We start from the raw sequence: 22,385 nt of genomic DNA, 5'->3' as shown, positions 1-22,385 counted from the left end.
TTTACAAAGAATTAAGGCTTTAGCGAGCACACTTTCTGTCAGACAAAAGAATAGACAAGAACTGAGAGACATAGAAACCATACTTGGGAAAGCTGGCCGCGCGACAACCGAAGCTTTAGCCCGTGATGAGCTGATATCCTTGATGAACCTTCGCTGGAACATCCTAGATACAAGCCGTATCTGTAGCCTGTTCGTGGTAGGTTTTCTTTTTTTTGTTGGAACGCTTTTGGTGAGTGTTCCTTCGATAGATACTCTATGGAGGGTCAGCGAGGCGACTTATCGCAGGGTGTTCGACCTCGATGCCGCAGCCGCAATGTCTTGCTCGCTCGGCTCTTGCTCCGCCAGCGTGCCGAATTCCTCGATAGCGGCTTCAAGCCCAGGCAGCGAGCCGTCCTCAACGAATGCGTTGACCAATGCCTCACTGAGCGCATCAATCGGGATCAGTGGCGATTGACCGTTGCCTCCGGCAAGCGTTCGGCCAGCGTCGGCCTTGGTCTTGAAGACGTCGGCCTTTTCCTTTTCCGACATGCCCCAGAGCGGCGCCCACTCATAATAGACGTCGGAAGGTCGAGAGCCGAGAGCGGAGCGGATCAGCGCCTCATCCAAGCGATGCATGGCCGGCGTCATCTCGACTTCCTGCATGGCGCTGAGGCGGTCGTAATAGTTGCGAAGATCGGATTCGCCCGTCGCGTTCATGCCAGCTGGGGCTTGGCCAAGAAGGCGCGTTGCCGGGATATCGGCGGCGCCGGAGACGATCTGCAGGAACCGATCAAGGACATCGGGCAGCGTAGCGAAGGATGCCGCCTTCTGCTCGTATTCCTCTTCCTTATCGAGGAGCAGCGTGCCGTTGATGCCCTTGGCAGTGTTGGCCAAGGTGTACCTTTCTAGGATCTTCGCCTTGTAGTCCTCGCTGGCGAGGCTTGCCATGAAGTTCGGCACCTTGATGATGTCGACCTTCGCTTCGAAGACGAGGGACGCGATATTCGCCGCGGTTCCGTCGGCCTGCTTGATCGCATCCATCACCGACTGGAGCACGCTATCGCCCCAAGCCATGTCGCCCGAGACCAGATCGATATCCGGTTGGGTGTTGCCCTGAAAGTTGACTAGGCGCGATGGGTGAATTTGCACCTGTGCCGTCGTGCCGGCCGTCAGCGTGTAGAATTTCGGCTGTCCGTAGAATTCAGATGCCGGGTCGCGGTCGATCTCGCCGGCGGTCAGCTGGCGCCGCGACAGAACGGTGAGGTATTTTACCCCGCCCTTACCGATACGCTCAATCTCAAGTGGCGCTGCCAAATCCGCGTCACCGGTGCCGATATGAATGGCAGCCCCGCCCCATAGCCTTGCCTTGACCTTGGCCTCGAAAACTACGCTCAATCTCAAGTGGCGCTGCCAAATCCGCGTCACCGGTGCCGATATGAATGGCAGCCCCGCCCCATAGCCTTGCCTTGACCTTGGCCTCGAAAACTTTGCCGCGAACGTTGAGCCGCTTCTCCTCCGCCTCGATCGGCTCGATGCTGTCTCCCTCGGCCTGCCAGTCGCGCCAGGCACGAACGGCGTCAAAGGCCGGAATGTCGACGATCTTCCTAGGCAACCATGCCGTGCGATAGGCCGCCAGCAGTTCGGCGTCCGAAAGAGACGTGAAGGCGTAAAAGCTCGACGCCGCCTTGTCCCGGCCCGTTCCCATGCGGGATACGAGGTTGGTCAAACTGTCGCGAACCAGCGCAATGACATTCGCCATTCCAACCTCGATCCCCGGAACGATTTTCTTGGCCTGACGTTGGCACGGCAAAGGAGAGCCCCATGCCGAATGATCAAGAATTTGCCGACGAGTTCTGGGACTCGATCAGGTCTGACATGACCGCGATGATTGGGACACGTAAGTTGCACCCGAAGCCCATGACAGCTCAATTTGATGGCGATCGTCGAACGATCTACTTCTTTACGGCGTCAGACACCGAGTTGGCATCGGGCGCTGCCGCCCCGACCGACGCAACTTTGGTATATGCATCGAAAGGCCATGATCTGTTCGCGACAGTGCAAGGGACACTGCAGGTCGACAACGACCGCGCGCTTATCGATCGGCTTTGGAACCGTTTCGTGGCCGCTTGGTTCGAAGGCGGCAAGGATGATCCAAAGCTCTGCCTCCTGCGATTTGATCCTGGCCAAGCTGAAATCTGGAAAGACGCCTCGAGCATCGTGGCCGGCGCCAAGATGTTTCTTGGGCTGGGCGATCCGAAAGAAGACTACAAGGACAGCGTAGCGACGGTTAGCCTGAACTAGATATTCGCCAAGGTGTAGGTGCTGGCATCGATCAGGGCGTTGAATGCCCTGCTTGTGCTGTCAGCATCGTCATCGTGCGCGGCTTCGGGAAACCCTTCGAGCGCGGAGAACCACGCCTCGTTCCACGGCGCGCGAAGGACCATCACATTGCCGGCTTCAGCCTGCGCAGAGAACGGGCTGAAGCGCGTAACCTTGTCGCCGGATTCTGGCGTTGCCCTGGCATCGAACCCGATGAGCAGTTTCACCAGGTTCGTCACCTGCGACTTGCCCGCCTGGCCAGGATCTTGCGGAAGCGAGATTTTCGCGTTCCTGCCGTCGGCCTCGGCCGTGTTCTTGATCAGGCGCTCAACGCCGGCGGGTGAGAGGAAGTCCTTGACGTGGTGTCCGACGATGTAACGCCCGTCGGGTAGCTTTCCGATCTTCGTCCCTGCCGTGCCGTCAGGATCGTTGCCTTCAACCTTGGGCGTCGAAGCCAAATCCCAGCCGCGCATCCATGTGACGCCGGCGGGCACCGCGTCTACGACTTCGCACCAGCCACGCTGGAACAGCAGGCCAGCAGCCGGGCGGATTTTCCAGTTGCCGCCGAGAAGGCGCTCCCGCTCTACCGTCGGCTGCGCCATCAGGTTGGCGAGATAGCCGGGGTCCGCCGCCATAAGCAGAGCATTGTCGCTCAGCTTGGCCGGGATGAACGTCACCGACTTCGGCGGGATCGGCTGGCCGTCGATCGGATTGACATGGTGAGCAAGCTCCTCTCGGCTGCTCGCCCAGATGATCGTATCGCCGATCCGGATGAACCAGCGTATGACGCCGGCGCGCTCCGGGATCGCAAATCCGGTCTCCTGATTAATCCACCAGGAAATAAACTCGGCAACCCAGCTATCAGCATCAGGGTTGCAGGTCGCTCGTACGTAGGGCCGCACGCCGCACATGGAGCGATTGCGGCTGAGCATGTACCAGAACTGCTTGGCCGAGAAATGCGTGAGCTCATCGAAACAGATGAGCGGGATCTGCGCGCCTTGCCAGTTGTAGATCGTCTTTTCGTGCTCAAGATGCGCGAACGAGACGGTGGCGCCGGCCGGGAACGTCCAGCTTAGATCGGGCGCCGATCGCGGCTGCGCGTTCAAGCCCGGATAGAGCTTTTCGCTTTCATCCCAGAGGCCGCCTTCGTTCCTGACCTGGGTGAGGTTGCGCCGGAAGAAGACCGCGCCGAAACCAGGATTGGCGACATGCCGAAGCGGCTCCATGAGGAGCGCCCATGTCTTTCCGCCGCCAGCTGCGCCACCGTAGATCGCGATATCCGCCGAGCTGGCCAGGAAGGTTGTCTGTGGCCCGGCCTGTGGACGAACGATAGTTGGGCCGCCCTGCCCTTGCTCAACTCCTGCCATTGTCGGGCAACTGGAAGATGGTGACCAGTACAGCGGGTGCCGGCAAATCCCTTCCATCCTTCCCGGTGTGCTGAACAGCTTGTGGCGGTTTCCCATACGCTCGATCGAGAATGGCATTTGCCGCCGACACTCTGGCTGCCTCGCTTTCACCTTCGCTTGCAATATCGGCCAGAGTCTTGAGCGCCGCCTCGGCATGGACTTTCGCCATGTCGGCAATGGCTCGCTTGGCTTGGGATACCTTCCCCTTCTTGCGCCCAGCACCGGGCCGCTTGCCGCCGCGCTGGTCCATTTTGATTTCCTTGATTGTTTTTCAAAGTAGGCAGTCGGCTTCCCCTAGTGAAGGGCTTGCCTAGTTCAATGCTGGTTGAGAACCTTGCTCTGCCGTCTTCTTGCCGAACGCCATCCAAACTGTTCTACTTCAATTTCAGATCGGGGGACGCAATGCCGATAATGCCGCAATCGGTGCAGTCGTTGCTACTTGAGATGGCTTTCCAGGAAACGGTACTGAGTACGTGCACTGGATTTCTCACAAATTATGACGGCGGCACCGCACTGATAACCAATCGTCACAATTTAACAGGCCGACATCAGCAGACTGACCAGCCTCTATCCGCCCATGGCGGAGTTCCAGATCGCATCTCTATCTGGCAAAATTCGCAAAACGGCCTCGGACATTGGCACAAAGAGACGCATGAAATCTATCGACCTAACGGCGATCCTGCATGGAAGGAGCATCCTCAGCTAGGTGCCCAGGCGGATATTGTAGCGCTTCCACTAACCCTTAATCCTCTGTCGAGGATATACCAATACAGCACAGCGGCACCCGAAGTAGATATATTGGTTACCCCCGGGGACACGTTAAGCGTCGTCGGCTTCCCCTTCGGCCTAACGGGCGGCGGGCGATTTGCAATTTGGGCTACCGGCTTTTTGGCCACTGAGCCCGATGTCGACTTCGACAATCAGCCAGTTTTCTTGATTGACTGCAGAACTCGTCCCGGACAGTCGGGCTCTCCGGTCGTTGCGAGCAGGAGCGGAGGTATGGTTTCCCTTGCGAACGGAAATTCCGCGGTATTTGGCGGCCCCGTGTCAACATTCCTTGGCATCTACAGCGGCCGCATTAACGATCAGTCAGACCTCGGCATTGTCTGGAAGCGAAAAGCTATTGCTGAGCTGATTGCCTCACTTTAGCAAGGCCCGCGCTGCTTGTTGGTGAGCACCATCGGTGACGGGTCTTTACGGGGGAGCGAAATCTTATGGACTGGTGGGTGCCGCTACTGTCGGCCGCATTAGGCGGTGTGCTGTCAACCGCCGGCTCAGGAGCTATGGCGGAAAATGGGTGATGACGGTTTGAGAAGGGCGGCGTATCGAGGCGGGTGATTGAAGCCTGCCAGAACCTCTCAAGGAGAGCGATACGCCATGAACGAGACTATCAACATTGTTCGCCTTCGTCAGCCCGACGAGATCGATGATCCCCTGACGGATGTGCTCCGCACCGGCGCGCGCAAATTGCTGGCGCAGGCGATCGAGATGGAGGCCGAAGCGTTTCTTGCCGAGATGCGGGATCTGAAGCTGCCGGACGGACGTGAGCGGCTGGTCCGGCACGGTCGCGGCCCGGAGCGGAGCATCCAGACGGGGATCGGGCCGGTGCCCGTCAGCCGGGTGAAGGTCCGGGACCGCGGCGCGACCGGCGAAGCGGACCGGGTCCGGTTTTCCTCATCGATCCTACCCAAATGGGCGCGTCGGACGCGAAGTCTGGACGCGCTGCTTCCCGTTCTTTACCTGCGCGGCGTTTCGACGGGCGACTTTCAGGAAGCTCTGGCAGCCCTGCTCGGCAAGGAGGCAGCGAACCTCTCACCCTCGGTGATCACGCGGCTGACGGCAGAGTGGACCACCGAATACGAGCGTTGGCAAAAGCGCGATCTTTCGGCGCGCCATTATGTCTATGTGTGGGCGGACGGGGTCTATCTCCAGGCGCGCATGGAAGACCATGCCGAATGCATGCTGGTGCTGATCGGCGCCACGCCTGAGGGCAAAAAAGAACTCGTCGGCTTCCAGACAGGGATTCGTGAGAGTGCGCAGAGCTGGCGCGAGCTGCTGGTCGACGTGAAGCGTCGTGGCCTGCAAATCGCGCCCGATCTTGCCGTCGGCGACGGCGCGCTTGGCTTCTGGAGCGCGCTCGATGAGGTCCTTCCCGGCACCAAGCACCAGCGGTGCTGGGTGCACAAGACAGCCAACGTGCTCAACAAGGTGCCGAACTCAATGCAGGCCGGCATGAAGACAGATCTGCGCGAAATCTTTTCCGCCCCGAACCGAGCCTCAGCCGAGACGGCGATTGCCGTCTTTGTCGAGAAATATGATGCGAAATACGGCAAGGCGGTCGACTGCCTGACCAAAGATCAGAATGCCTTGCTGGCGTTCTACGATTTCCCCGCCGAACATTGGGATCATCTGCGGACATCGAATCCCATCGAGAGCGTTTTTGCCACCGTTCGCCATCGCACGGTGCGCACGAAAGGCTCCCTATCATCGAAGACCGCAAGGCTGATGGTCTTCAAACTGGTCATGGCCGCCGCCAGGACATGGCGACGATTGAAAGGACAAAATCAGTTGCCGAAACTCATCGCAGGTGCCAGATTCCAAGATGGAATCGAGGTCATCGAATTGAAGCCGCAGAGCGCCGCTTGATCAGCCTCGTCACCCAAATTCCAGCATAGCTCCCGGCTCAGTCTCGGTTATGCTAATACAGGCGAGAAAAGAGGGCAGACGACAATCGAGAGAACTTGCCGTGCGGTTGGCACTAGAAGAGAGAGCCATGCAGATCGAGATGATTAAAAATCTGCAGGCTCCGGCAGCCATATACCCGCTGGATATCTATGTGGCTCATAGCCTTGCGCTCATGGATGTACTGGAAAAGCGGAAGCTGACGCCAGCGGATCTAAAGCGGCTCAGCTCCGATGTCCAACAGCTCAAAGCATCCTTGGATGAATTGAACCCTCCACCAGCAGGATGGCCTGGCTGACAGGTTAGAATAGCTTCGCAAATCTGGGGAGCGGTGACGCTCTCCCCTATGGCCCGGCGAGTATCCCCTCGAGCTATGCTGGAATTTGGGTGACGAGGCTGATCAAGCGGCGCTCTGCGGCTTCAATTCGATGACCTCGATTCCATCTTGGAATCTGGCACCTGCGATGAGTTTCGGCAACTGATTTTGTCCTTTCAATCGTCGCCATGTCCTGGCGGCGGCCATGACCAGTTTGAAGACCATCAGCCTTGCGGTCTTCGATGATAGGGAGCCTTTCGTGCGCACCGTGCGATGGCGAACGGTGGCAAAAACGCTCTCGATGGGATTCGATGTCCGCAGATGATCCCAATGTTCGGCGGGGAAATCGTAGAACGCCAGCAAGGCATTCTGATCTTTGGTCAGGCAGTCGACCGCCTTGCCGTATTTCGCATCATATTTCTCGACAAAGACGGCAATCGCCGTCTCGGCTGAGGCTCGGTTCGGGGCGGAAAAGATTTCGCGCAGATCTGTCTTCATGCCGGCCTGCATTGAGTTCGGCACCTTGTTGAGCACGTTGGCTGTCTTGTGCACCCAGCACCGCTGGTGCTTGGTGCCGGGAAGGACCTCATCGAGCGCGCTCCAGAAGCCAAGCGCGCCGTCGCCGACGGCAAGATCGGGCGCGATTTGCAGGCCACGACGCTTCACGTCGACCAGCAGCTCGCGCCAGCTCTGCGCACTCTCACGAATCCCTGTCTGGAAGCCGACGAGTTCTTTTTTGCCCTCAGGCGTGGCGCCGATCAGCACCAGCATGCATTCGGCATGGTCTTCCATGCGCGCCTGGAGATAGACCCCGTCCGCCCACACATAGACATAATGGCGCGCCGAAAGATCGCGCTTTTGCCAACGCTCGTATTCGGTGGTCCACTCTGCCGTCAGCCGCGTGATCACCGAGGGTGAGAGGTTCGCTGCCTCCTTGCCGAGCAGGGCTGCCAGAGCTTCCTGAAAGTCGCCCGTCGAAACGCCGCGCAGGTAAAGAACGGGAAGCAGCGCGTCCAGACTTCGCGTCCGACGCGCCCATTTGGGTAGGATCGATGAGGAAAACCGGACCCGGTCCGCTTCGCCGGTCGCGCCGCGGTCCCGGACCTTCACCCGGCTGACGGGCACCGGCCCGATCCCCGTCTGGATGCTCCGCTCCGGGCCGCGACCGTGCCGGACCAGCCGCTCACGTCCGTCCGGCAGCTTCAGATCCCGCATCTCGGCAAGAAACGCTTCGGCCTCCATCTCGATCGCCTGCGCCAGCAATTTGCGCGCGCCGGTGCGGAGCACATCCGTCAGGGGATCATCGATCTCGTCGGGCTGACGAAGGCGAACAATGTTGATAGTCTCGTTCATGGCGTATCGCTCTCCTTGAGAGGTTCTGGCAGGCTTCAATCACCCGCCTCGATACGCCGCCCTTCTCAAACCGTCATCACCCATTTTCCGCCATAGCTCTATCCCCTCCGACGGAGGTCCGCTACAGAACAGCCAAATCACCTGAGCACAAATGATAGATCACCTGTGCGCCAGAATGCAAGCGATGTTCCTGATGCGTTCCAAAGCCGAGCCTATGGAAAATCGCTAAGGTGGGATGTGCAGTTCAACGGGTTGGCGCCACTGCCGAAGCGATGCGCCAGAGCGAGTTCATGGCCCTAGTGACGGAACCGGTAGACGCGTGCCAGTCTGTTCGGCACCATCATCAATTCGTCCGCAGTTCTGAAGCCGGCATCGCGACCCATCCCAATCCAAGTCGCGGCCGTCTCGGCATAGTCGGATGCCCGGCAGTGGCTCTCAAAGGCGGCGAACTCCTCGTCGGAGATCGACGCCCACTCGGGCCTCATCCGATGAAATCGCTCCAGCCATCCCTCGCGATCTTCGCCCTCGAGGCGCGTGGGCTCCCAAATCAGGAAAAGACCATCTCGCGGCAATAGGTCTCGGATTTTGCGGATGAATATCCTCTTATCCGGCGCGAGAAGATGGTGCAGGGACTGACCAATCCATACAACGTCAAGCGGTCCTTTCCAATAATCGATGGCCGCAACGAAATCTCCGCAACGCAGTTCGACCGGACAGGTGAGCGGGGCAAGCGCTTGCTTGGCTGCGTCGAGCGAAGGTTGGGATATGTCGATGCCGATATAGCGTGCGACGTTGCTGCCGGCTAGCGCGGCCGCTGAACCAGGCGCTGTGCCGCAGGCTAGATCGGCAAAGACGAAGCCGTCGGAAGCCTCATCGAGAAGAACTTGGCGCAGGGTTTCATAGACCTCCCTATGAGCCATGTAGTTCGCCGCGACAACCTTTTGGTATGTTGCAAGACCCTTCTCGAATAACTCTTGGTCGGACTTCATGGCCCCTCCTCGAGGCGAGCATTTCGCGTACTGCAAAACTCGCTGCGTTCCGATTGGCGCCTGGCATTAGCTCGGAGCGGCCGTGATATTAGCTGCAGCTTAAGGAATGTCCGCCTTTTGCCAGGGGCCGTCAATCTCTTTGCTTTGACGCGAGACGGACGTCATCGGGATAGAGCCGCCCGAACGATCGGTCGACTTCGCATGCTCCACGGACAAGCCGTGGCAGGGTTCGTGGAAGTCCCACCTCTTAACGGCTGCAGGCCGGGCCGCGCTCCAACGGTCCAAAGTAATGCTCGTCGTAGGCCGTGTCCTCCAATTCGGACCGGGCTCCATCATGTATGGCGCTGCGGAATGGCCCGTTCGTGGTTTAGGGCCTCATGCAGGCGGTTCTAGATCGATTGGCGCCACGTTATCGAGTTTATGTTCTTCGGCATGCCATGGGGCTGCAGCGAGTCTTATCGCAAGGGATGCCACTGCTATTCCCAGAATCGAGACGACACCTCCGACCCAAGGCAGCCAGACGTAGCCGACTCCGGCCGACAACACTGCGGCTCCGGCAAATGGTCCTAGTGCATTTCCGACATTGAAGGCCGATTGGTTCAGCGTTGACGCGAGGTTCGGTCCGTCCTTCGACTCTTTTACAACCCGCGTTTGAAGAGGGACGCAGGGTGCGAGGAACAAGAAACCCCATACCGCCATTGTAATTCCGGTCAGGACAACGCTGTGAATAGTGAAAACCAGCAGCAGGAAGACAAGAGCTTGTCCCGCAAACATTGCGACGACGATTGGGAGTTGACGACGGTCGTCAACGTACCCGGCAGCCAATAAGCCTATCGTACCACCGACGCCGAAGAGAAAAAGCATCACGGGTATTGCTTGCTCTGATATTCGCGTTTCAAGCGACAGAAGCGGTGCGATGTACGTGAACACAGAGAATGTTGAAGCGCATACAAGCAGACTCATCGTCATCGCTAGAAGTACTTGTGGTCGACCGAGCGCTCGAATTTCTGTGGCAAGGTTGGACTGCTGACCTTTGGCTTGCCTTGGTATAAATATCGCAATACCTAATGTCGCAATAACTCCGACCGCGGTGATCGCCCAGAAAGTCGCTCTCCAGCCGAACAGATGCCCAATTGCGGCTGATCCAGGCACACCTATTAGACTAGATGCAGAGAATCCCAGCCAAACCATGGAAACCGCACGAGCGCTGCGATTTTCCGCTACGCTGTGAGCAGCGACAACCGCAGCAATCCCTAGGAAGGATGCATGGCAAACGGCGGCCAGAATCCTCGCGAACATTAGCCAAGCATAAGTTGGAGCTGTGGCGGACAGTACGTGTCCCGACACGAAGATCGCCATGAGCAATAATAGAGTGACCTTTCGCTCAAGCGACATGAACAATATCGTTAGTATGGGGCTGCCAATGGCAACACCAGCCGCGTACCCACTGACAAGAATTCCAGCTTTTGGAATGCCAATTTTGAAGTCGTGGGCGATCTCAGGCAATATTCCCACAATTGCGAGTTCGGTGGTGGCGATGCAGAAGGTGGCAACGAACAGTGCGACGATGGGACCGAACGTTCCAACCCTGTCCCCCACCGGTTGGGTTGCTGCAGACCCTTTGGTCACGCTCTCGCCTGGATTTGACGATTCGCTGAACTGGATCGACGCACCTTGTCGCCGATCACTTTGGGCCAGGCCAACGCGTTGGCCTGATCCTTGATAACCGTGCGCCAATGCGACAGGTCGAGCATCCTAGCGACGTAATTCGTCAGTAGTAGATCGGTCATGGGTGCTGCCCCCTGCTCACCGCTAAAATTGCAATAAGTAGATCTATAAGACAATGCGAATGTCCGCGCGAGCTTCGCCGAAGCTCAGGCCGCGCGGGACGGACAGGGCTCGATATCGTCGGCGTCGAATTCTGCCGCTACCAGGCGCCCGAACAGTTCAATCATGCTCTTGACGGTGCCGCGGCCGGTGACGCTGATCACCTCGCCATGGAAGCCGGCGAGCATGTGCTTGTGCTGCCAGTCCTGCTTGACCCGGATGGTTTGCCCTTGGGGAAACGTCATAGCGATCGTCTCGCGCCTGGTCTTGCCTTCGAGCTTACGCTTGATCCTCGATTCCTTGGTGTCGTCGAATTCTAGATCGGCCTCGGCTCGCATGTAGCCCTCGACCGCGCCGGTCGGAACTTGCCAAGGCTTGCCGAACTCGCCTTCGTAGCTCAGGAGGCGACCGAGCCCATCGCAGTCTTTGAGGTGCTCGCCGTTCGCGGACGGCAGCGCAACGAAGATGTAGCCGGTGAATAGAGGGAAGCAGCGCACAATGCGCACGTTCGTCCGGTGATGGATGATCTCTTTGCGCATGCGGGGATAGTAGCACTCGAAGCCGGCGTCGCGGATCGACCGTTCGGCAACGATTTCACCCTTCCTCTCCTCCGGCGTTCCAATCCGATCCTTGGCCGCCTTCGCGCCGCCCATGCCGATCCTCGCGATGAACCATTTTGCCGAATTGCTCATGACCGACCTTTCACGATTTTGGTTTGCTCGAGTTTCGAGATTTCCTGTCGGGGCCGCTTGAGCGTGTCGATGCGCTTCTGCTCGGCTTCGTTCAGCCCGAGGTGCGGCAAGCCCTGACGCTTCGCCGCGCCGGCGGTGACTGCTTCGGCCAACGCGGCTACCCGGCTGCGCACTCCAGGATCCTGCCGTTCCATCTCGACCAGGTGGCGCTTGTGATCATCGGTCGCGCGCTCGATCAGTTTCGAGGCTTCAGTGCGCAGCGCGGCCCGCTCGGACAGGAACGGCATCATGATCGCCCTCGCCCGCTTGGCGAACTCGGCGCATGTCGGCATGAACTGCCCGGTGTGATTGTCGATGCGGCCAGCAAGAAAGTCGCTGGCTGCTTCGAAGACTGCCCATGCCGGCAGGTCGCGGCATGCGGCGAGGAATTCCCCTGCCATGTCGGCGTGATCTATCTCGGGCTGGTCGCGGAACTGTCCGGCCATGCGGACCACCGAGGCGCGAACGTCCTGCGGCCGACACGGAACCATCAGCCCGTCGATCTCGGCAACGCGGGCTCTGATCGCCCTGGCACGGTTGCGATACTTCCCCGGCAGCTTGTCGAAATCATCTTTGGCCACGAGGTCATGCATCGGCGAAAGCCTCCTCGATTTTCTGTTTGCGGGATTTTTTCGGCGCGCCTGCGCGCTCTGAAAAACCGTTAGGTTTTTCTTTGACGGTTATGGAAGGATGGCATTGCCGGAGCATCGCTTGAGCATCATCCTTTTTCTCGTCTTTCCAACGGCTTGCGGCGGCATTGCTCGCTTTGGCCTTTCTATCGACCGCCAATCGCCTCTCTTTCTTGAGGCGTTTTTGCGCCCACCTTTTGCTCCGACCGTCGAGACTCCAGAAGGCCATGACAATGGCTTTCATCTTGCGCCAGCGGGCGAGAGACACGCCGGCGACGCGCGCCAGCATGTCATCGTCATCGGGCAAGGAATTGGTCGGCGATGCCCAGGCGGCCATGAGCAGGAGCAGATAGGCGCCGTGTTCCTCAGTGGTGAGGTGACGAGTGTCGCGCTGGTAGTCGTCGACCCAGAGCGGCATGTATGGGAGGCGCCTTTTGCTCACGCCCGCCTCCGATCGGCCCGGGCGCCGTCCTTGGCCATCTGCAGGGTGCGGTAAACCGCATCCTCGCGGCATTGGAGGGCCTTGGCGATGTCGACGGTGTCGAACTGGCCCGAGCCCCACAGCACGATGGCAGCAAGCGCCTGTTCGTCGCGCAAATAGGCGCCGCCGGCGTGGCCGTCTTCGAAAACGCCATGGCAGTGTGGGCAGGAGGTTTTCATTCGGCCGCCTCCGCTGAGCAGTGAAGGCCGCACTCGGCGTCGTACTCTTCATCACCGGTTAGCCCCGGCATAAACGGCTGTGTGACCACCTCGAGCTCAATGTCAGCGTATGTCCGGGCGCGATTGAATCGTCCGCCAGCGCCCTGGGCCGACACTGAAGCAAGCTCCTCTTGGTGCTTCCACCAGTCGACCATTCCAGGGTTCGCTCGGATGATCTCTTTGAGCTTGCTTATGCTTTTCAAGAAACACAGGTCACAATTGCCTTCGTGTGACTTAAGCTGCAGGTCAAACGGCTGACCGTCCCAAAACGCCTTCACGTCACGGACGGTGACCTTTGCCTTCGAAAGGGGCATGACCGCCGTGTAGCGCTCTTTGCCAAGATCGTTGCGGGCGAGCTGCTTTAGGACGCGGTGGCCTTCATCGTACCGAAGCCCGACAGCATTCACCCACCGCTCATTGCCGAGCGAGCGCATGAACTTGCTCATGACATGGACTTTCAGCTTGGCGGTACAAAATCGGCTCACGCCGTTCGGAACGATGCCGTACTTTCTGATGACGCCGGCAAATGGTTCTCCCGATCGACTCGCCGATTTGAACCCGACCTCTCGAAATCCGATGTCGTCGTCTGTCCATTCCAACCAGCGGACGGAGAGGTTCCACCTGCTCTCACACTCGTGGACAAAGCGCAGGGTTTCCTCACGCTCCTTGCCAGTGTTGGCAAAGGCTACGATGACATCAGCCGGCAGCTTCCCATCATGCGCCCGCAAGATCTCATGCAGCATGAAAGCGCTCGTGCGGCCGCCAGAGAACGAGATCAACGCCGGGCCGGTGATGAGGTACGGGTTCATACCGCGGCCCTCGTCTTCGTGACTTCAACCGCGCGCTCGTAGTCTTCGGCGATGGTGCCGAGCACGATGAGTTCGGCTCGCTTCTGGTCGATCTCGTGGTCAGGACGCTTGGCCTTGCCGTGCGAAAAACGGCCAAGCCAGTCCTGCTTGCCGGCGATGAGTGCGCGCACGGTCGAAAGCTTGACGTCGTAGGTGATCGGCTGGCCGGCGGAGATCATGCCGCCTCCGCAATGAACTCGGCCCTGCGGGCGGCCAGCCTGATTTCATGGTAGGCGCAGTACGGGCGCGACTGAATGACGAGATGGCCGCAACACAGCATGTCGGGACCGGGCCGTTCATCAAGGTCATAGCTGAGCGGAGCCCGGCAGCGAGCAGGAAGACAGTCAACGAAACGCATCGCCGCGAAGTGCGGCTGCGGCGCCAAAGTCCGCACAACCGGCCGCGTGAGATAGTCGAATGCGCTCTGGTCGCGATCGATGTATGCTGTTGCCGCGATAAACAGCCTGCCGGGCAGTTGGCCAGGCGCCGCCTTCGTCCTGTCGCTCGGCCTGCCCTTCTTGCCTCTGAAGCCGATCTCGCTGAGTTCGGGGGTGCGCCGGATCAGGCTTTTCACCCCAAAACGAGAGATGACCCGCCCGCTCTTAAGGGCAAGCCGCTGCGCAATCTGGACGTAGTTTCTCTTCGCCTTCAGGCAGTCGGCGACCAACCTGATTTCCTCGGGCGTGTATGTGCTGGTCCCTTCGGATGCAGGCGATGATTTGGCGCGGCCAAAACCGATTGCAGCGAGCTTGGCGTTTCGGTGAACGATGCCGATGATGGCATTGCGCGAGACCGTTCGGCCTCGCATCGCTGACAGCTTGGCGGCGGCTTTGGAGGCGGAATCCCCTGCCCTTAGCCAGCCGGCAATGCTGTCGATTTCAGATTGGGTGTAGCCGGTCATTTCGGCCTCGCGACAAAATACCGGCAGCAAGGCGTCCCCGACGGGATCGCCTTGCGATCGTCGCCGGTGAGCTGACGATACTTGTCACAGATCATCTTGTTTCGATTTGTGACCCAAAGATCGCACTCGCTGCATGATGAGCCGGACGGCCCTGAGCCCGCGAAATGCGCCATGCCAACAACGGTGCGGTTCAGCGCATCCCTCGCCACAGTGGCGGCGTCGGTCATTATCCCCGCATGCTGGAATGCTGGCATTGCAACCTCCTTCAGATCATTCCGCAGCCTCCAGGATCTCGGAAAGCTGCCGTGAGATTTCAGCCAGCCTGGCGCGCTCGATGATCGGCGCGGCCCACTGGCGGGTTGATGGAACTGCTTCGGCGAGGAAGGCCGGGCCGAAGGCTGAGATCATCGCGGCGAGGTGTTCGCCGGACGGTCGTGTGTGGCCGCTGAGCCATTTCTCTGCTGTCGACATTGTGGCGCCGACGACGCTGGCGAGATGTGCCGCCGTTGATGTCGGAAACGCCCGCCGCGCGAACCGGCAAAAGCCGTCCATGTCGAGCCGCAAAGTTTTGTGGTCGAAGGTCGAAGACATTCTGTGGTGCCCCATGCTGGATTGAAGTCCAGCCAGCCGGGGCGTCGACATCGGGTCGACTTCGCGGAAGAGCGGAGAGCCCGCCTGGTGGCGGCTCCAGAGAGGATCGAACAACATGGAAAGGCCCCACAGACACGATACAAACAGTGAGTTCGAGACGATTGGTCAGGCCGCGCGCAGGCTCCTGGAAGAACTGGACGCGCGGGTAGCAACGAGGGGGGCGAACGATAATCATGCTGCCTCCCTCGCGGTGGCGATGAGGCGGCGCAACTCCGCCTCAGCCTTTGAACGAGTGGCTCCGGTGGCGAATGCCCCGGTTTGTGGATCGCGAGCGGTCCAGGTGCCGTCACAGGTGCAAGTGATGACGAATGACGCGCTCATGACCGCACCGCTTCGATAACCGTCTGGACGAAGCCCCAGCACCAAACAAAGGGGATCGTGACAGGCCAGAACAAGGCGAGCGCGACGGTGCCAATCGACAGCCGTCCGTCGCCGATCTCATGGCTGTACTGGACCGCCAGCAATGAACCTGCAGCGTAGAGATAGATGGCTAGCCCGCTCATGCTGCCCTCCCCCGCTGCCGAGCTATGGCGGCGTCATTGGCGCACTTCGCGCAGGAGGCTTGGCTATGCGACCAGCGGCACGATTGCGGTTTCTGGCAATCGGGATTTGGCGCAGGCGACGGCGGCTTCCTGAGGAATGCCGGAACGTCGGCATCGGAAATGGTGACGGCTTGCTCGGAATGGCCCCGTACAGGCCCTTCCTGACCAATAACGGCCTTGTGAGGACCGTCATTTTTTGCGCGAGCAGCTTCCGAGCTTGGTTTGCTGGGCTGGCCGTCAGCAGCCCCCGAAGTGGCGTGGTCAGGAATCTCGGAATTGGTGCCCGACACGGAGGGAGGAGGTTCCGTGCCGGGCTGGTCCGTCAGCTCCGGGGAGGAGGTCGGAGCGGACGAATTCTGTTCGAAAATCTCGCCTGTTTCGGCGTCGTGCGGAACGTCGGTGGCCAGCTTGGCCGTCTTCGCGCTGGAAGCCTTGTCCGCGCGGGTTTTTGTGGCCGTCGCCTTGGGCTCCTCGTGCACGTGCACGCGAGAGGCGCCCGTAAGAGCCTCCCAATACAGGTCGAAAATCGCGTTGCGCTCTTCGCGCTCGGCACTGTCCAGCTTGCGAGCTGCGACGCACTGCCGAACCGCCTTGACGTCAAAACCGACGCCGCGCAGTTCCTTGTAGATTTCGGACTTGTCGGCGTTCAGCGTTTTGATTTCTTCCTCGACCCGCTCAATGCGCTCGATGAACGCACGCAGTTGGCCGGCGGCAACTGTCTGGCTGGTTTCGGTGATGTCGGTCATGCTGCGCGCTCCGAACTCGGAGCCGGTCCGAAGATGTCAGGGCGCAGGTGATGGCGGGATACCCCAGTGACACGCTCGACATCGAGAACTTTGTCGGCCGCCACGGAACGCGAGCCGTTCTCCATCCTGGACCATTGGACGCCGCTGACCTCAATCAGTGCGCCGGCCTCAGTCGTCGAAATCCCTTTGGCTTTTCGCCAATCACGCAGTTGTTCCATGAGGCATCTATACCATCATGGTATTTTTCCTGCAAGCAGAAATTACCAACATGGTTGAATACCGTTTTCAGCCATCTTGGTAACCTCGAAAAATGGTAGCTCGGTTCAAACTGGACGCCGCTCCCGAGGCGAAGGTTTACCTCCAAGAGTGGCGCGAGACGAAATTCCCAACGCAGCAAGCGCTGTCTGATGAAATCGGACTGGCGGCAGCAACAATCTCACGTATCGAGACGGGAGAGCGCGAGTGGGGTAAAGGATACCTTGAGGCCCTTGCGCATGCGGTGGGTTGCCAGGTGGCCGACCTTTTCGGGCCGCCAGCAGTCGATGCCGAAAGAGCGCTCCGGTCGGCGCTCTTGCGATTCGGCGTCGATGGTGAGGATCTTGGTCGCGCAGTCTCCGCGGTCAAAGTGTTCGTCGACGACCGCGACGAGCAACCATCACCACCCCTTCCCGATGATCGATCCGCACCCGCCACTCACCGCCGTGTAAAAGCGCCATCTCGATAGCCACCTCGGCTGTAAGGCGCTTCACCTTCATCTCTGGATCGATCGGCGGACCGGCGCCCGCCGAGTTTCGCAGATCCGCAACAATCTGCTCGTTCCGCGTTCTGTATCGCGGCTTGACCTTGATCATGGTCGATGCCCCTCCGATGCGATTTGCTACTGGACGCGGTCCATTTCCTTGACCTCGTCCGGCACCGCGCCGAAGGCTTCAATTAGCTTTGCGTCTTCCCACTCGCCGGTTTTCGGATCGCCTTCTCGCTGGAACGCAACCACAAGTGCCTTCCGCACGGCCAGACGCTGCGCAAGGCTGCGCGCATGGCCGGTGCTATTCGCTTGGATGGGGCTGTCGGCCTGCAGCTGGCCGCGCTTACCTGCGATGTAAGACTGAACGACGTACATTGCACTCATGTCGCCTCCCTGGCGCTCGTTGTTAACGGCGATAGGAAAGACTTCCTATGACACAGAGTCAACGACCAGCCGAGATGTCCGCCTGACGAGGCTCCTGACAAGTACCTTCAGGAGTGATTGCGGTCTGGCCGGTTCCTGACAGCTTGAGAGCTGCCGTTCTTGCGGCTACCGAATGGTGGCCTCCAATCAGCCCGCAACCAGTCCGCTTTGGCGCGCCTTTTTGTTGGGCACGATTCGGCTTCGCATGTTGGCTCGCACAACAAAAACGTACCATGATGGTATTTAGCTATTGCCATTTGCTACCATGATGGTAATATCCTCATCAACACCAGATGAGGAGCGGCAATGAACGCCCACCTTCGCCAAGCCATCGCCGAAAGCGCGGACTTCCGCATTGTCACCAAGATTTTCGGTGGCCTTCTCGGCCCCGAGTACACAGTCGCCGCCGGCGGGCGTTATTACCGCGTAGGTCAGCTGACCCTTGACCAGTTGAAGCGCGGCATTCCTGCCGAAGACCTCGACCTGCTCGAGGTCGACCCTGAGACGGACGAGGCGCTGTGATGGGCGCCCCGGTCTTCTTCTCTGAGCACGTTGACGCGGCAATCGCCGACAAACCCGTCGATGAACAGCTGTCAGCGCTCGCCACGCTCATCCAAGACGCCGAATTCGCCAAGCTCTCCGGCTATGGGCCGCCGGCCGATGAACTGCGCACGGCGCGCCGTCGCTGGCTCACTCTCTACGACCAATGGGCAGCGGAAAACCTGCCTTATCAGGAAAGGAAATTTGCATGAGCGCCCTCGCCTCACAGGCCCTTGTCGAGCATGACGCGGCGCAGATCGCCGGCCCGGTTGCCGTCGTACCCGGCGAGCGCCGGGAAATGACGCCCATGGAGATGGTTGGCCTCGCGCTCGAAAAGGGCGTCTCTGCCGAAATCCTCAAGCAGATGATGGACCTTCGCGACCGCGAGGAAGCACGCAACGCCAAGTTAGCGTTCACCAAGGCAGTGTCGGCGGCCAAGGCGGAACTTGGCCCGATCATGCGGACGCGCGCCGTGGATTACACGCCGAGCGGCAAAGAGCGCGTCTATTACAGGCACGAAGACCTTGCCGGCATCGAAAAGCAGGTGACGCCGGTCTTGACCAAATACGGCCTGAGCTACCGATACGAGAGCGACAACGGCCCCGACCGGCCCATCACGATCACCTGCATTCTGGAGCATGTCGACGGCCATTTCACACGCACCCCGCTTTCCGGCCCGGCTGACAACGGCGCCGGCAAGAACAGCCTCCAGGCTATCGCGTCGACGACGACATACCTCCAGCGCTACACGCTGAAAATCGCTCTCGGCCTGTCGGTCAGCCACGACGACGACGGGCTGAAGGCCGACGAAAAGGTCGAGGACCGGATCACCGCCGAACAGCGCGACACCATTCTGAAGCTCATCGATGAGACCGACACCGATATCGTGAAATTCTGCCAGTGGGCGAAGGTCGAAGCCGTCGCCGATATGCTGGCCATCCACTACGACAAGGCCGTCGGCGTCCTCCAGCAGAGGAAGGCCAAGCCATGATGCAGATCTTCGACTGCGAGCAAGGGTCAAGCGAGTGGTTCGCCTGCCGCGCCGGCATCCCGACCGCCTCGAAATTCGCAACCGTAATGGCGAAGGGCGAAGGCAAGACGCGCTCCAAATATCTGCGCCAGTTGGCTGGCGAGCTTTTGACCGGCGAGCCGATGGAGTACTTCACAACGCTGCACATGGATCGCGGCAAGACGATGGAGGACGAGGCGCGGGAAACCTACGCTTTCGTCCACGACGCCGATATCCGGCGCGTTGGCTTCATCCGCAACGGCGACAAGGGCGCAAGCCCTGACAGCCTGGTCGGCGACGAAGGCGGCCTCGAGATAAAGACCGCCCTGCCCGATATCCAGATCGAACGCCTGGTGAGCGGGAAACTTCCTCCCGAGCACAAGGCGCAGGTGCAGGGCAATATCTGGATTTCCGGCCGTGAGTGGTGGGATTTTGTGAGCTATTGGCCGAAGCTCCCGATGCTGACTGTCCGCGTGTTCCGCGACGACATCTACATCGCCAACATGTCGGCCGAGATCGATGCTTTCAACGCCGAGCTCGCCGAGCTTGTGGAGCGCATCCGCAACTATGACCGGCGCGGCGAAGTCCTCAAGAACCAACTCGTTCAAAGCGTTTTAGCTGGCTGACCTCCAGCGTCCGCCGGCGGCAGTGTTTGAGTACCGCCGGCGATTTCTTCGAAAGAACGACCGATGACAGATGCACCGATCATGGTCAGGTACGAAGGCGATGGCTCTTTCTCGCCGGCCTCTCAGTTTTGGGCCGCCCGCGCCGACAAGGCTTTCGTCGTCGGCGAGGTCTACCGGATCGTCGAGCATCACGACCGTTCCGCCAATTCGCATCGGCATTTTTTCGCCTGCGTCCATGCGGCCTGGCAGAACCTTCCCGACGAGCTGGTCGAAATCTACCCGACTGCCGAACACCTCCGCAAAAAGGCCCTGATACGGAAAGGCTACCGTGACGAGCGCGAATATGTCTGCGCGACGAAATCGGCCGCGCTGGATCTGGTTCGCACCATCCGCCCGCTAGACGACTATGCCATCATCGAGGCGCGCGAGAACGTGGTGCGCATCTGGACGGCCAAGAGCCAATCCGTGCCGGCTATGGGCGCCAAGACATTCCAGGAGAGCAAGCAGGCCGTTCTCGATTTTCTCGACGACCTTCTCGGCGTCGAACGCGGCGCGACCGCGAAAAGCGAGGCCGCATGATCGGCAGCACTGGAAAGATCGATGATCCGAATGGCGGCCGCAGCGTGAAGGAATGGATCGGCAAGACGCCGGATTCCGTGCCGCCTCCGACCGTCCGCGCTCGCATCTTCCTTCGCGCCAACGGCATGTGCCATATCAGCCAGCGGCCAATCGGCGCCGGTGAGAAATGGCAGCTTGAGCACGTCAAGCCTCTGTCGTTGGGCGGCGAGAACCGCGAAAGCAACTTGCGGCCCGCCCTGGTCGAACCACACAGGGCGAAATCGGCGGACGAAAACGCCCTGCGAGAAAAGGCTGATCGCGTCCGCGCCAAGCATCTTGGCGTCTACCCGAAATCGAAAGCTCCGATCCGGTCGCGCGGCTTCGCGCCGACCCGAGATGGCGTTGAGCGGAGAAAAGGATGACGCGAGCGCTCGCTCTTTCGCAACGCCAAGCCCAAACATTGCTGCGAGCGGCCGAGGCGGAGCGCGGGATTGTCGAAGTCAAGATAGGGTCGGCAGTTTTCCGCCTTATCCCCGCTAGTCTCGCACAGGCACAGGAGCCAGTTGACGACGATGATTCGCCCGAAGCCTTTGATACGCTGGACGAATATCTAGCGTGGAGAGATAGGAGCGGTGCTGGTGGCGCTTAAAGGCATCCATACGGTAAAGCGCAAGCTGGCCGACGGATCGACGCGCGTCTACCACTACGCATGGCGCGGAGGCCCGAAGATTGAGGCAAAGCCGCACACTGAGGCCTTCGCGCTGGAATACGCCAAGCTCAAGGCGCTCGCGACACCCAAGATTGTCGAGACCCTTGAGACGCTGATTGATCGATTCACCGGCCCGGAGGAAAAGCGCAACCCTGATTTCCTGGCGCTAGCCGACACAACGCAGACGGATCACCTCTACGCCTTCCGGCTCATCAAGGAGAAATGGCCTAAGCTGCCAGTCAGGCTGACCCAGCAAAAGGGCATGAAAGCCGAAATCAGGAAGTGGCACCGGGGCTTCGCTGCCAACCCGCGTAAAGCCGACAAGCTGCTTTTCTCGCTGTCCAAGGTGTTTTCCTACGCCGTTGCCGACGAACTGATCGACAAGAACCCCTGCACCGGCATCCAACGACTGTACAACGGCTCACGGCGCGAATCGGTGTGGTCACAGGAGCAGATCAAGGCTTTCCGAGCCGGCGCTCCTACTCACCTCCTGCTTGCCTTCGAAATGGCACTGCACACCGGCCAGCGCCAAGGCGACCTGCTTTCCCGATCCTGGAAGGACTATGACGGGATCTACCTTCAATTCCACCAGTCGAAGGGCGGGAAGAAGCTGAAGGTCCGCGTCCATTCGAAGCTGAAAGCGATGCTGGATGTCCTCGAAAAGGACAAGATGCGCATCCTGCTCAACTCTCGAAAGCGGCCATGGACCAAGGACGGCTTCAAAACGTCGTGGGGGAAGGAGTGTACCCGCCTCCAGATCGAAGGCGTTACCTTCCACGATCTGCGCGGAACGTTCATCACTGAACGGGCGCGGGAGGGATCGAGCGTCGAGGACATTGCCAAGATATCCGGCCACTCGATTTCAGAGATCAAATCCGTTCTGGAAAAGCACTACCTGGCCGACGATCAGGACGCCAGCGATGCGGTGATCCTGCGCATGGAACGGAACCCATGAGGAACGAAAACTGTAAAACGGTTTGTAAAACGGCCAATTTCGGTTGGTCTTCCGGCCGAAATATGGCATCTAACTACTTGAAATTGTTGGCGATCCCGACAGGATTCGAACCTGTGACCATCGGCTTAGAAGGCCGGTGCTCTATCCAGCTGAGCTACGGGACCGCTGGCCGGCCGAAGGGGCCGGCTGGATATCTGGCGCT

The 22,385-nt window shown here is 59.7% G+C and carries 30 protein-coding genes, 1 tRNA gene and 3 pseudogenes; 12 read left to right on the top strand and 22 right to left on the bottom strand.

The window, feature by feature from the left end; translation table 11 throughout:
- Positions 1–276: 276 nt before the first annotated feature.
- Positions 277–1,738 (bottom strand): annotated as a pseudogene (locus ACVILI_RS15445) (DUF1073 domain-containing protein).
- A 62-nt stretch (positions 1,739–1,800) separates the two neighbouring features.
- Here ACVILI_RS15445 and ACVILI_RS15440 point away from each other — a divergent pair.
- Complete coding sequence (locus ACVILI_RS15440; protein WP_457102500.1) at positions 1,801–2,280, top strand: pyridoxamine 5'-phosphate oxidase family protein; 480 nt, start codon at positions 1,801–1,803, stop codon at positions 2,278–2,280.
- On the opposite strand, the gene terL is transcribed toward ACVILI_RS15440, so the two are convergent.
- Both terL and ACVILI_RS15430 read right to left on the bottom strand, forming a co-directional pair.
- Positions 2,277–3,665 carry a phage terminase large subunit gene (gene terL / locus ACVILI_RS15435; protein WP_457102499.1) on the bottom strand — a complete coding sequence of 463 codons (1,389 nt, stop codon included), beginning with the start codon at positions 3,663–3,665 and terminating at the stop codon, positions 2,277–2,279. The two genes, ACVILI_RS15440 and terL, sit on opposite strands and share 4 nt — an antisense overlap.
- A pseudogene (locus ACVILI_RS15430) lies at positions 3,652–3,732 on the bottom strand (DUF2280 domain-containing protein); the annotation flags it as partial. The pseudogene ACVILI_RS15430 and the gene terL, both read right to left, overlap by 14 nt.
- Positions 3,733–4,022: 290 nt before the next feature.
- Here ACVILI_RS15430 and ACVILI_RS15425 point away from each other — a divergent pair.
- The 3 genes from ACVILI_RS15425 (at position 4,023) to ACVILI_RS15415 (ending at position 6,684) form a co-directional block, all read left to right on the top strand.
- Complete coding sequence (locus tag ACVILI_RS15425; protein ID WP_457102498.1) at positions 4,023–4,853, top strand: trypsin-like peptidase domain-containing protein; 831 nt, start codon at positions 4,023–4,025, stop codon at positions 4,851–4,853.
- 228 nt (positions 4,854–5,081) lie between these two features.
- On the top strand, positions 5,082–6,350 hold the full coding sequence (locus ACVILI_RS15420; RefSeq protein WP_457102496.1) for an IS256 family transposase: 1,269 nt from the start codon (positions 5,082–5,084) through the stop codon (positions 6,348–6,350).
- 127 nt (positions 6,351–6,477) lie between these two features.
- The gene (locus tag ACVILI_RS15415) at positions 6,478–6,684 is read left to right on the top strand and encodes a hypothetical protein (protein WP_457102497.1); all 207 of its coding nucleotides are present in this window, start codon (positions 6,478–6,480) and stop codon (positions 6,682–6,684) included.
- Between the two features lie 102 nt (positions 6,685–6,786).
- Here ACVILI_RS15415 and ACVILI_RS15410 read toward each other — a convergent pair whose 3' ends face one another.
- The 16 genes and pseudogenes from ACVILI_RS15410 to ACVILI_RS15335 form a co-directional block, all read right to left on the bottom strand.
- Complete coding sequence (locus ACVILI_RS15410; protein WP_457102496.1) at positions 6,787–8,055, bottom strand: IS256 family transposase; 1,269 nt, start codon at positions 8,053–8,055, stop codon at positions 6,787–6,789.
- Positions 8,056–8,351: 296 nt separating this feature from the next.
- Positions 8,352–9,044, bottom strand: coding sequence for a class I SAM-dependent methyltransferase (locus tag ACVILI_RS15405; RefSeq protein ID WP_457102495.1), 693 nt, complete (start codon positions 9,042–9,044; stop codon positions 8,352–8,354).
- Positions 9,045–9,419: 375 nt separating this feature from the next.
- Positions 9,420–10,673: an MFS transporter gene (locus ACVILI_RS15400; protein ID WP_457102494.1), complete on the bottom strand. Its 1,254-nt coding sequence runs from the start codon at positions 10,671–10,673 to the stop codon at positions 9,420–9,422.
- Positions 10,670–10,834, bottom strand: a complete 165-nt coding sequence (locus ACVILI_RS15395) for a hypothetical protein (protein ID WP_457102493.1) — start codon at positions 10,832–10,834, stop codon at positions 10,670–10,672. Before ACVILI_RS15395 ends, ACVILI_RS15400 begins: the two co-directional genes overlap by 4 nt.
- Before the next feature lie 84 nt (positions 10,835–10,918).
- Positions 10,919–11,524, bottom strand: a complete 606-nt coding sequence (gene nusG / locus ACVILI_RS15390; protein ID WP_457102492.1) for a transcription termination/antitermination protein NusG — start codon at positions 11,522–11,524, stop codon at positions 10,919–10,921.
- A gap of 35 nt (positions 11,525–11,559) precedes the next feature.
- Complete coding sequence (locus ACVILI_RS15385; protein WP_457102491.1) at positions 11,560–12,048, bottom strand: hypothetical protein; 489 nt, start codon at positions 12,046–12,048, stop codon at positions 11,560–11,562.
- A gap of 139 nt (positions 12,049–12,187) precedes the next feature.
- Entirely contained in the window at positions 12,188–12,649 is a 462-nt protein-coding gene (locus ACVILI_RS15380; protein WP_457102490.1) for a YdaU family protein, read from the bottom strand.
- A gap of 20 nt (positions 12,650–12,669) precedes the next feature.
- Positions 12,670–12,891: a hypothetical protein gene (locus tag ACVILI_RS15375; RefSeq protein ID WP_457102489.1), complete on the bottom strand. Its 222-nt coding sequence runs from the start codon at positions 12,889–12,891 to the stop codon at positions 12,670–12,672.
- Positions 12,888–13,739, bottom strand: a complete 852-nt coding sequence (locus ACVILI_RS15370; protein WP_457102488.1) for a phosphoadenosine phosphosulfate reductase domain-containing protein — start codon at positions 13,737–13,739, stop codon at positions 12,888–12,890. Before ACVILI_RS15370 ends, ACVILI_RS15375 begins: the two co-directional genes overlap by 4 nt.
- Complete coding sequence (locus ACVILI_RS15365) at positions 13,736–13,957, bottom strand: hypothetical protein (protein ID WP_457102487.1); 222 nt, start codon at positions 13,955–13,957, stop codon at positions 13,736–13,738. The genes ACVILI_RS15370 and ACVILI_RS15365 overlap by 4 nt, the downstream gene beginning before the upstream one ends.
- Positions 13,954–14,679: a hypothetical protein gene (locus ACVILI_RS15360; RefSeq protein ID WP_457102486.1), complete on the bottom strand. Its 726-nt coding sequence runs from the start codon at positions 14,677–14,679 to the stop codon at positions 13,954–13,956. The genes ACVILI_RS15365 and ACVILI_RS15360 overlap by 4 nt, the downstream gene beginning before the upstream one ends.
- Positions 14,676–14,933 carry a hypothetical protein gene (locus tag ACVILI_RS15355; RefSeq protein ID WP_038645847.1) on the bottom strand — a complete coding sequence of 86 codons (258 nt, stop codon included), beginning with the start codon at positions 14,931–14,933 and terminating at the stop codon, positions 14,676–14,678. The genes ACVILI_RS15360 and ACVILI_RS15355 overlap by 4 nt, the downstream gene beginning before the upstream one ends.
- Positions 14,934–14,949: 16 nt before the next feature.
- Entirely contained in the window at positions 14,950–15,270 is a 321-nt protein-coding gene (locus ACVILI_RS15350; protein ID WP_044549986.1) for a transcriptional regulator, read from the bottom strand.
- 377 nt (positions 15,271–15,647) lie between these two features.
- Positions 15,648–15,833: a hypothetical protein gene (locus tag ACVILI_RS15345; protein WP_457102485.1), complete on the bottom strand. Its 186-nt coding sequence runs from the start codon at positions 15,831–15,833 to the stop codon at positions 15,648–15,650.
- A gap of 539 nt (positions 15,834–16,372) precedes the next feature.
- Positions 16,373–16,618: pseudogene (locus ACVILI_RS15340) on the bottom strand (DUF2312 domain-containing protein); the annotation flags it as partial.
- A complete protein-coding gene (locus ACVILI_RS15335; protein ID WP_095791770.1) occupies positions 16,615–16,836 on the bottom strand; it encodes a helix-turn-helix domain-containing protein in 222 nt (73 codons plus the stop codon). The pseudogene ACVILI_RS15340 and the gene ACVILI_RS15335, both read right to left, overlap by 4 nt.
- A gap of 92 nt (positions 16,837–16,928) precedes the next feature.
- Between ACVILI_RS15335 and ACVILI_RS15330 the strand changes: the two genes are divergently transcribed.
- Complete coding sequence (locus ACVILI_RS15330) at positions 16,929–17,342, top strand: helix-turn-helix domain-containing protein (RefSeq protein ID WP_095791771.1); 414 nt, start codon at positions 16,929–16,931, stop codon at positions 17,340–17,342.
- Here the strand turns inward: ACVILI_RS15330 and ACVILI_RS15325 are convergent.
- Together ACVILI_RS15325 and ACVILI_RS15320 are read right to left on the bottom strand one after the other, a co-directional pair.
- Complete coding sequence (locus tag ACVILI_RS15325) at positions 17,239–17,469, bottom strand: hypothetical protein (protein ID WP_179300993.1); 231 nt, start codon at positions 17,467–17,469, stop codon at positions 17,239–17,241. The two genes, ACVILI_RS15330 and ACVILI_RS15325, sit on opposite strands and share 104 nt — an antisense overlap.
- 26 nt (positions 17,470–17,495) lie before the next feature.
- A complete protein-coding gene (locus tag ACVILI_RS15320; RefSeq protein WP_457102484.1) occupies positions 17,496–17,747 on the bottom strand; it encodes a hypothetical protein in 252 nt (83 codons plus the stop codon).
- A gap of 345 nt (positions 17,748–18,092) precedes the next feature.
- On the opposite strand from ACVILI_RS15320, the gene ACVILI_RS15315 reads away from it, so the two are divergent.
- The 7 genes from ACVILI_RS15315 to ACVILI_RS15285 all read left to right on the top strand — a co-directional run bounded on the left by ACVILI_RS15315 (position 18,093) and on the right by ACVILI_RS15285 (position 22,183).
- Positions 18,093–18,308, top strand: coding sequence for a hypothetical protein (locus tag ACVILI_RS15315; protein ID WP_457102483.1), 216 nt, complete (start codon positions 18,093–18,095; stop codon positions 18,306–18,308).
- Complete coding sequence (locus ACVILI_RS15310) at positions 18,308–18,538, top strand: hypothetical protein (protein WP_142877699.1); 231 nt, start codon at positions 18,308–18,310, stop codon at positions 18,536–18,538. Before ACVILI_RS15315 ends, ACVILI_RS15310 begins: the two co-directional genes overlap by 1 nt.
- Positions 18,535–19,317, top strand: a complete 783-nt coding sequence (locus ACVILI_RS15305) for an ERF family protein (RefSeq protein WP_457102482.1) — start codon at positions 18,535–18,537, stop codon at positions 19,315–19,317. The genes ACVILI_RS15310 and ACVILI_RS15305 overlap by 4 nt, the downstream gene beginning before the upstream one ends.
- Positions 19,314–19,961, top strand: coding sequence for a lambda exonuclease family protein (locus ACVILI_RS15300; RefSeq protein WP_457102481.1), 648 nt, complete (start codon positions 19,314–19,316; stop codon positions 19,959–19,961). The genes ACVILI_RS15305 and ACVILI_RS15300 overlap by 4 nt, the downstream gene beginning before the upstream one ends.
- Positions 19,962–20,024: 63 nt before the next feature.
- A complete protein-coding gene (locus ACVILI_RS15295) occupies positions 20,025–20,540 on the top strand; it encodes a hypothetical protein (protein WP_457102480.1) in 516 nt (171 codons plus the stop codon).
- Positions 20,537–20,941, top strand: coding sequence for an HNH endonuclease (locus tag ACVILI_RS15290; protein ID WP_457102479.1), 405 nt, complete (start codon positions 20,537–20,539; stop codon positions 20,939–20,941). Before ACVILI_RS15295 ends, ACVILI_RS15290 begins: the two co-directional genes overlap by 4 nt.
- A gap of 216 nt (positions 20,942–21,157) precedes the next feature.
- A complete protein-coding gene (locus tag ACVILI_RS15285) occupies positions 21,158–22,183 on the top strand; it encodes a tyrosine-type recombinase/integrase (protein ID WP_457102478.1) in 1,026 nt (341 codons plus the stop codon).
- Positions 22,184–22,270: 87 nt separating this feature from the next.
- On the opposite strand, the gene ACVILI_RS15280 is transcribed toward ACVILI_RS15285, so the two are convergent.
- A tRNA-Arg gene (locus ACVILI_RS15280) sits at positions 22,271–22,347 on the bottom strand.
- Positions 22,348–22,385 lie beyond the last annotated feature (38 nt).

The organism is Mesorhizobium sp. USDA 4775, from assembly GCF_054062655.1.
Note: the sequence above shows the minus strand (reverse complement) of the source record. Positions and strands in the feature narration are given on the sequence as shown.

Coding starts and splice junctions, on each gene's coding strand:
- ACVILI_RS15370 (WP_457102488.1), bottom strand. CDS start 13,739: ATGAACCCGTACCTCATCACCGGCCCGGCGTTGATCTCGTTCTCTGGC.
- ACVILI_RS15330 (WP_095791771.1), top strand. CDS start 16,929: ATGGTAGCTCGGTTCAAACTGGACGCCGCTCCCGAGGCGAAGGTTTAC.
- ACVILI_RS15290 (WP_457102479.1), top strand. CDS start 20,537: ATGATCGGCAGCACTGGAAAGATCGATGATCCGAATGGCGGCCGCAGC.
- ACVILI_RS15355 (WP_038645847.1), bottom strand. CDS start 14,933: ATGCCAGCATTCCAGCATGCGGGGATAATGACCGACGCCGCCACTGTG.
- ACVILI_RS15300 (WP_457102481.1), top strand. CDS start 19,314: ATGATGCAGATCTTCGACTGCGAGCAAGGGTCAAGCGAGTGGTTCGCC.
- ACVILI_RS15410 (WP_457102496.1), bottom strand. CDS start 8,055: ATGAACGAGACTATCAACATTGTTCGCCTTCGTCAGCCCGACGAGATC.
- ACVILI_RS15405 (WP_457102495.1), bottom strand. CDS start 9,044: ATGAAGTCCGACCAAGAGTTATTCGAGAAGGGTCTTGCAACATACCAA.
- ACVILI_RS15320 (WP_457102484.1), bottom strand. CDS start 17,747: ATGAGTGCAATGTACGTCGTTCAGTCTTACATCGCAGGTAAGCGCGGC.
- ACVILI_RS15365 (WP_457102487.1), bottom strand. CDS start 13,957: ATGATCTCCGCCGGCCAGCCGATCACCTACGACGTCAAGCTTTCGACC.
- ACVILI_RS15380 (WP_457102490.1), bottom strand. CDS start 12,649: ATGCCGCTCTGGGTCGACGACTACCAGCGCGACACTCGTCACCTCACC.
- ACVILI_RS15350 (WP_044549986.1), bottom strand. CDS start 15,270: ATGTCTTCGACCTTCGACCACAAAACTTTGCGGCTCGACATGGACGGC.
- ACVILI_RS15440 (WP_457102500.1), top strand. CDS start 1,801: ATGCCGAATGATCAAGAATTTGCCGACGAGTTCTGGGACTCGATCAGG.
- ACVILI_RS15425 (WP_457102498.1), top strand. CDS start 4,023: ATGCTGGTTGAGAACCTTGCTCTGCCGTCTTCTTGCCGAACGCCATCC.
- ACVILI_RS15345 (WP_457102485.1), bottom strand. CDS start 15,833: ATGAGCGGGCTAGCCATCTATCTCTACGCTGCAGGTTCATTGCTGGCG.
- ACVILI_RS15315 (WP_457102483.1), top strand. CDS start 18,093: ATGAACGCCCACCTTCGCCAAGCCATCGCCGAAAGCGCGGACTTCCGC.
- ACVILI_RS15310 (WP_142877699.1), top strand. CDS start 18,308: ATGGGCGCCCCGGTCTTCTTCTCTGAGCACGTTGACGCGGCAATCGCC.
- ACVILI_RS15415 (WP_457102497.1), top strand. CDS start 6,478: ATGCAGATCGAGATGATTAAAAATCTGCAGGCTCCGGCAGCCATATAC.
- ACVILI_RS15305 (WP_457102482.1), top strand. CDS start 18,535: ATGAGCGCCCTCGCCTCACAGGCCCTTGTCGAGCATGACGCGGCGCAG.
- ACVILI_RS15420 (WP_457102496.1), top strand. CDS start 5,082: ATGAACGAGACTATCAACATTGTTCGCCTTCGTCAGCCCGACGAGATC.
- ACVILI_RS15385 (WP_457102491.1), bottom strand. CDS start 12,048: ATGGCCGGACAGTTCCGCGACCAGCCCGAGATAGATCACGCCGACATG.
- ACVILI_RS15395 (WP_457102493.1), bottom strand. CDS start 10,834: ATGACCGATCTACTACTGACGAATTACGTCGCTAGGATGCTCGACCTG.
- ACVILI_RS15375 (WP_457102489.1), bottom strand. CDS start 12,891: ATGAAAACCTCCTGCCCACACTGCCATGGCGTTTTCGAAGACGGCCAC.
- ACVILI_RS15325 (WP_179300993.1), bottom strand. CDS start 17,469: ATGATCAAGGTCAAGCCGCGATACAGAACGCGGAACGAGCAGATTGTT.
- ACVILI_RS15360 (WP_457102486.1), bottom strand. CDS start 14,679: ATGACCGGCTACACCCAATCTGAAATCGACAGCATTGCCGGCTGGCTA.
- ACVILI_RS15295 (WP_457102480.1), top strand. CDS start 20,025: ATGACAGATGCACCGATCATGGTCAGGTACGAAGGCGATGGCTCTTTC.
- nusG (WP_457102492.1), bottom strand. CDS start 11,524: ATGGGCGGCGCGAAGGCGGCCAAGGATCGGATTGGAACGCCGGAGGAG.
- terL (WP_457102499.1), bottom strand. CDS start 3,665: ATGGCAGGAGTTGAGCAAGGGCAGGGCGGCCCAACTATCGTTCGTCCA.
- ACVILI_RS15335 (WP_095791770.1), bottom strand. CDS start 16,836: ATGGAACAACTGCGTGATTGGCGAAAAGCCAAAGGGATTTCGACGACT.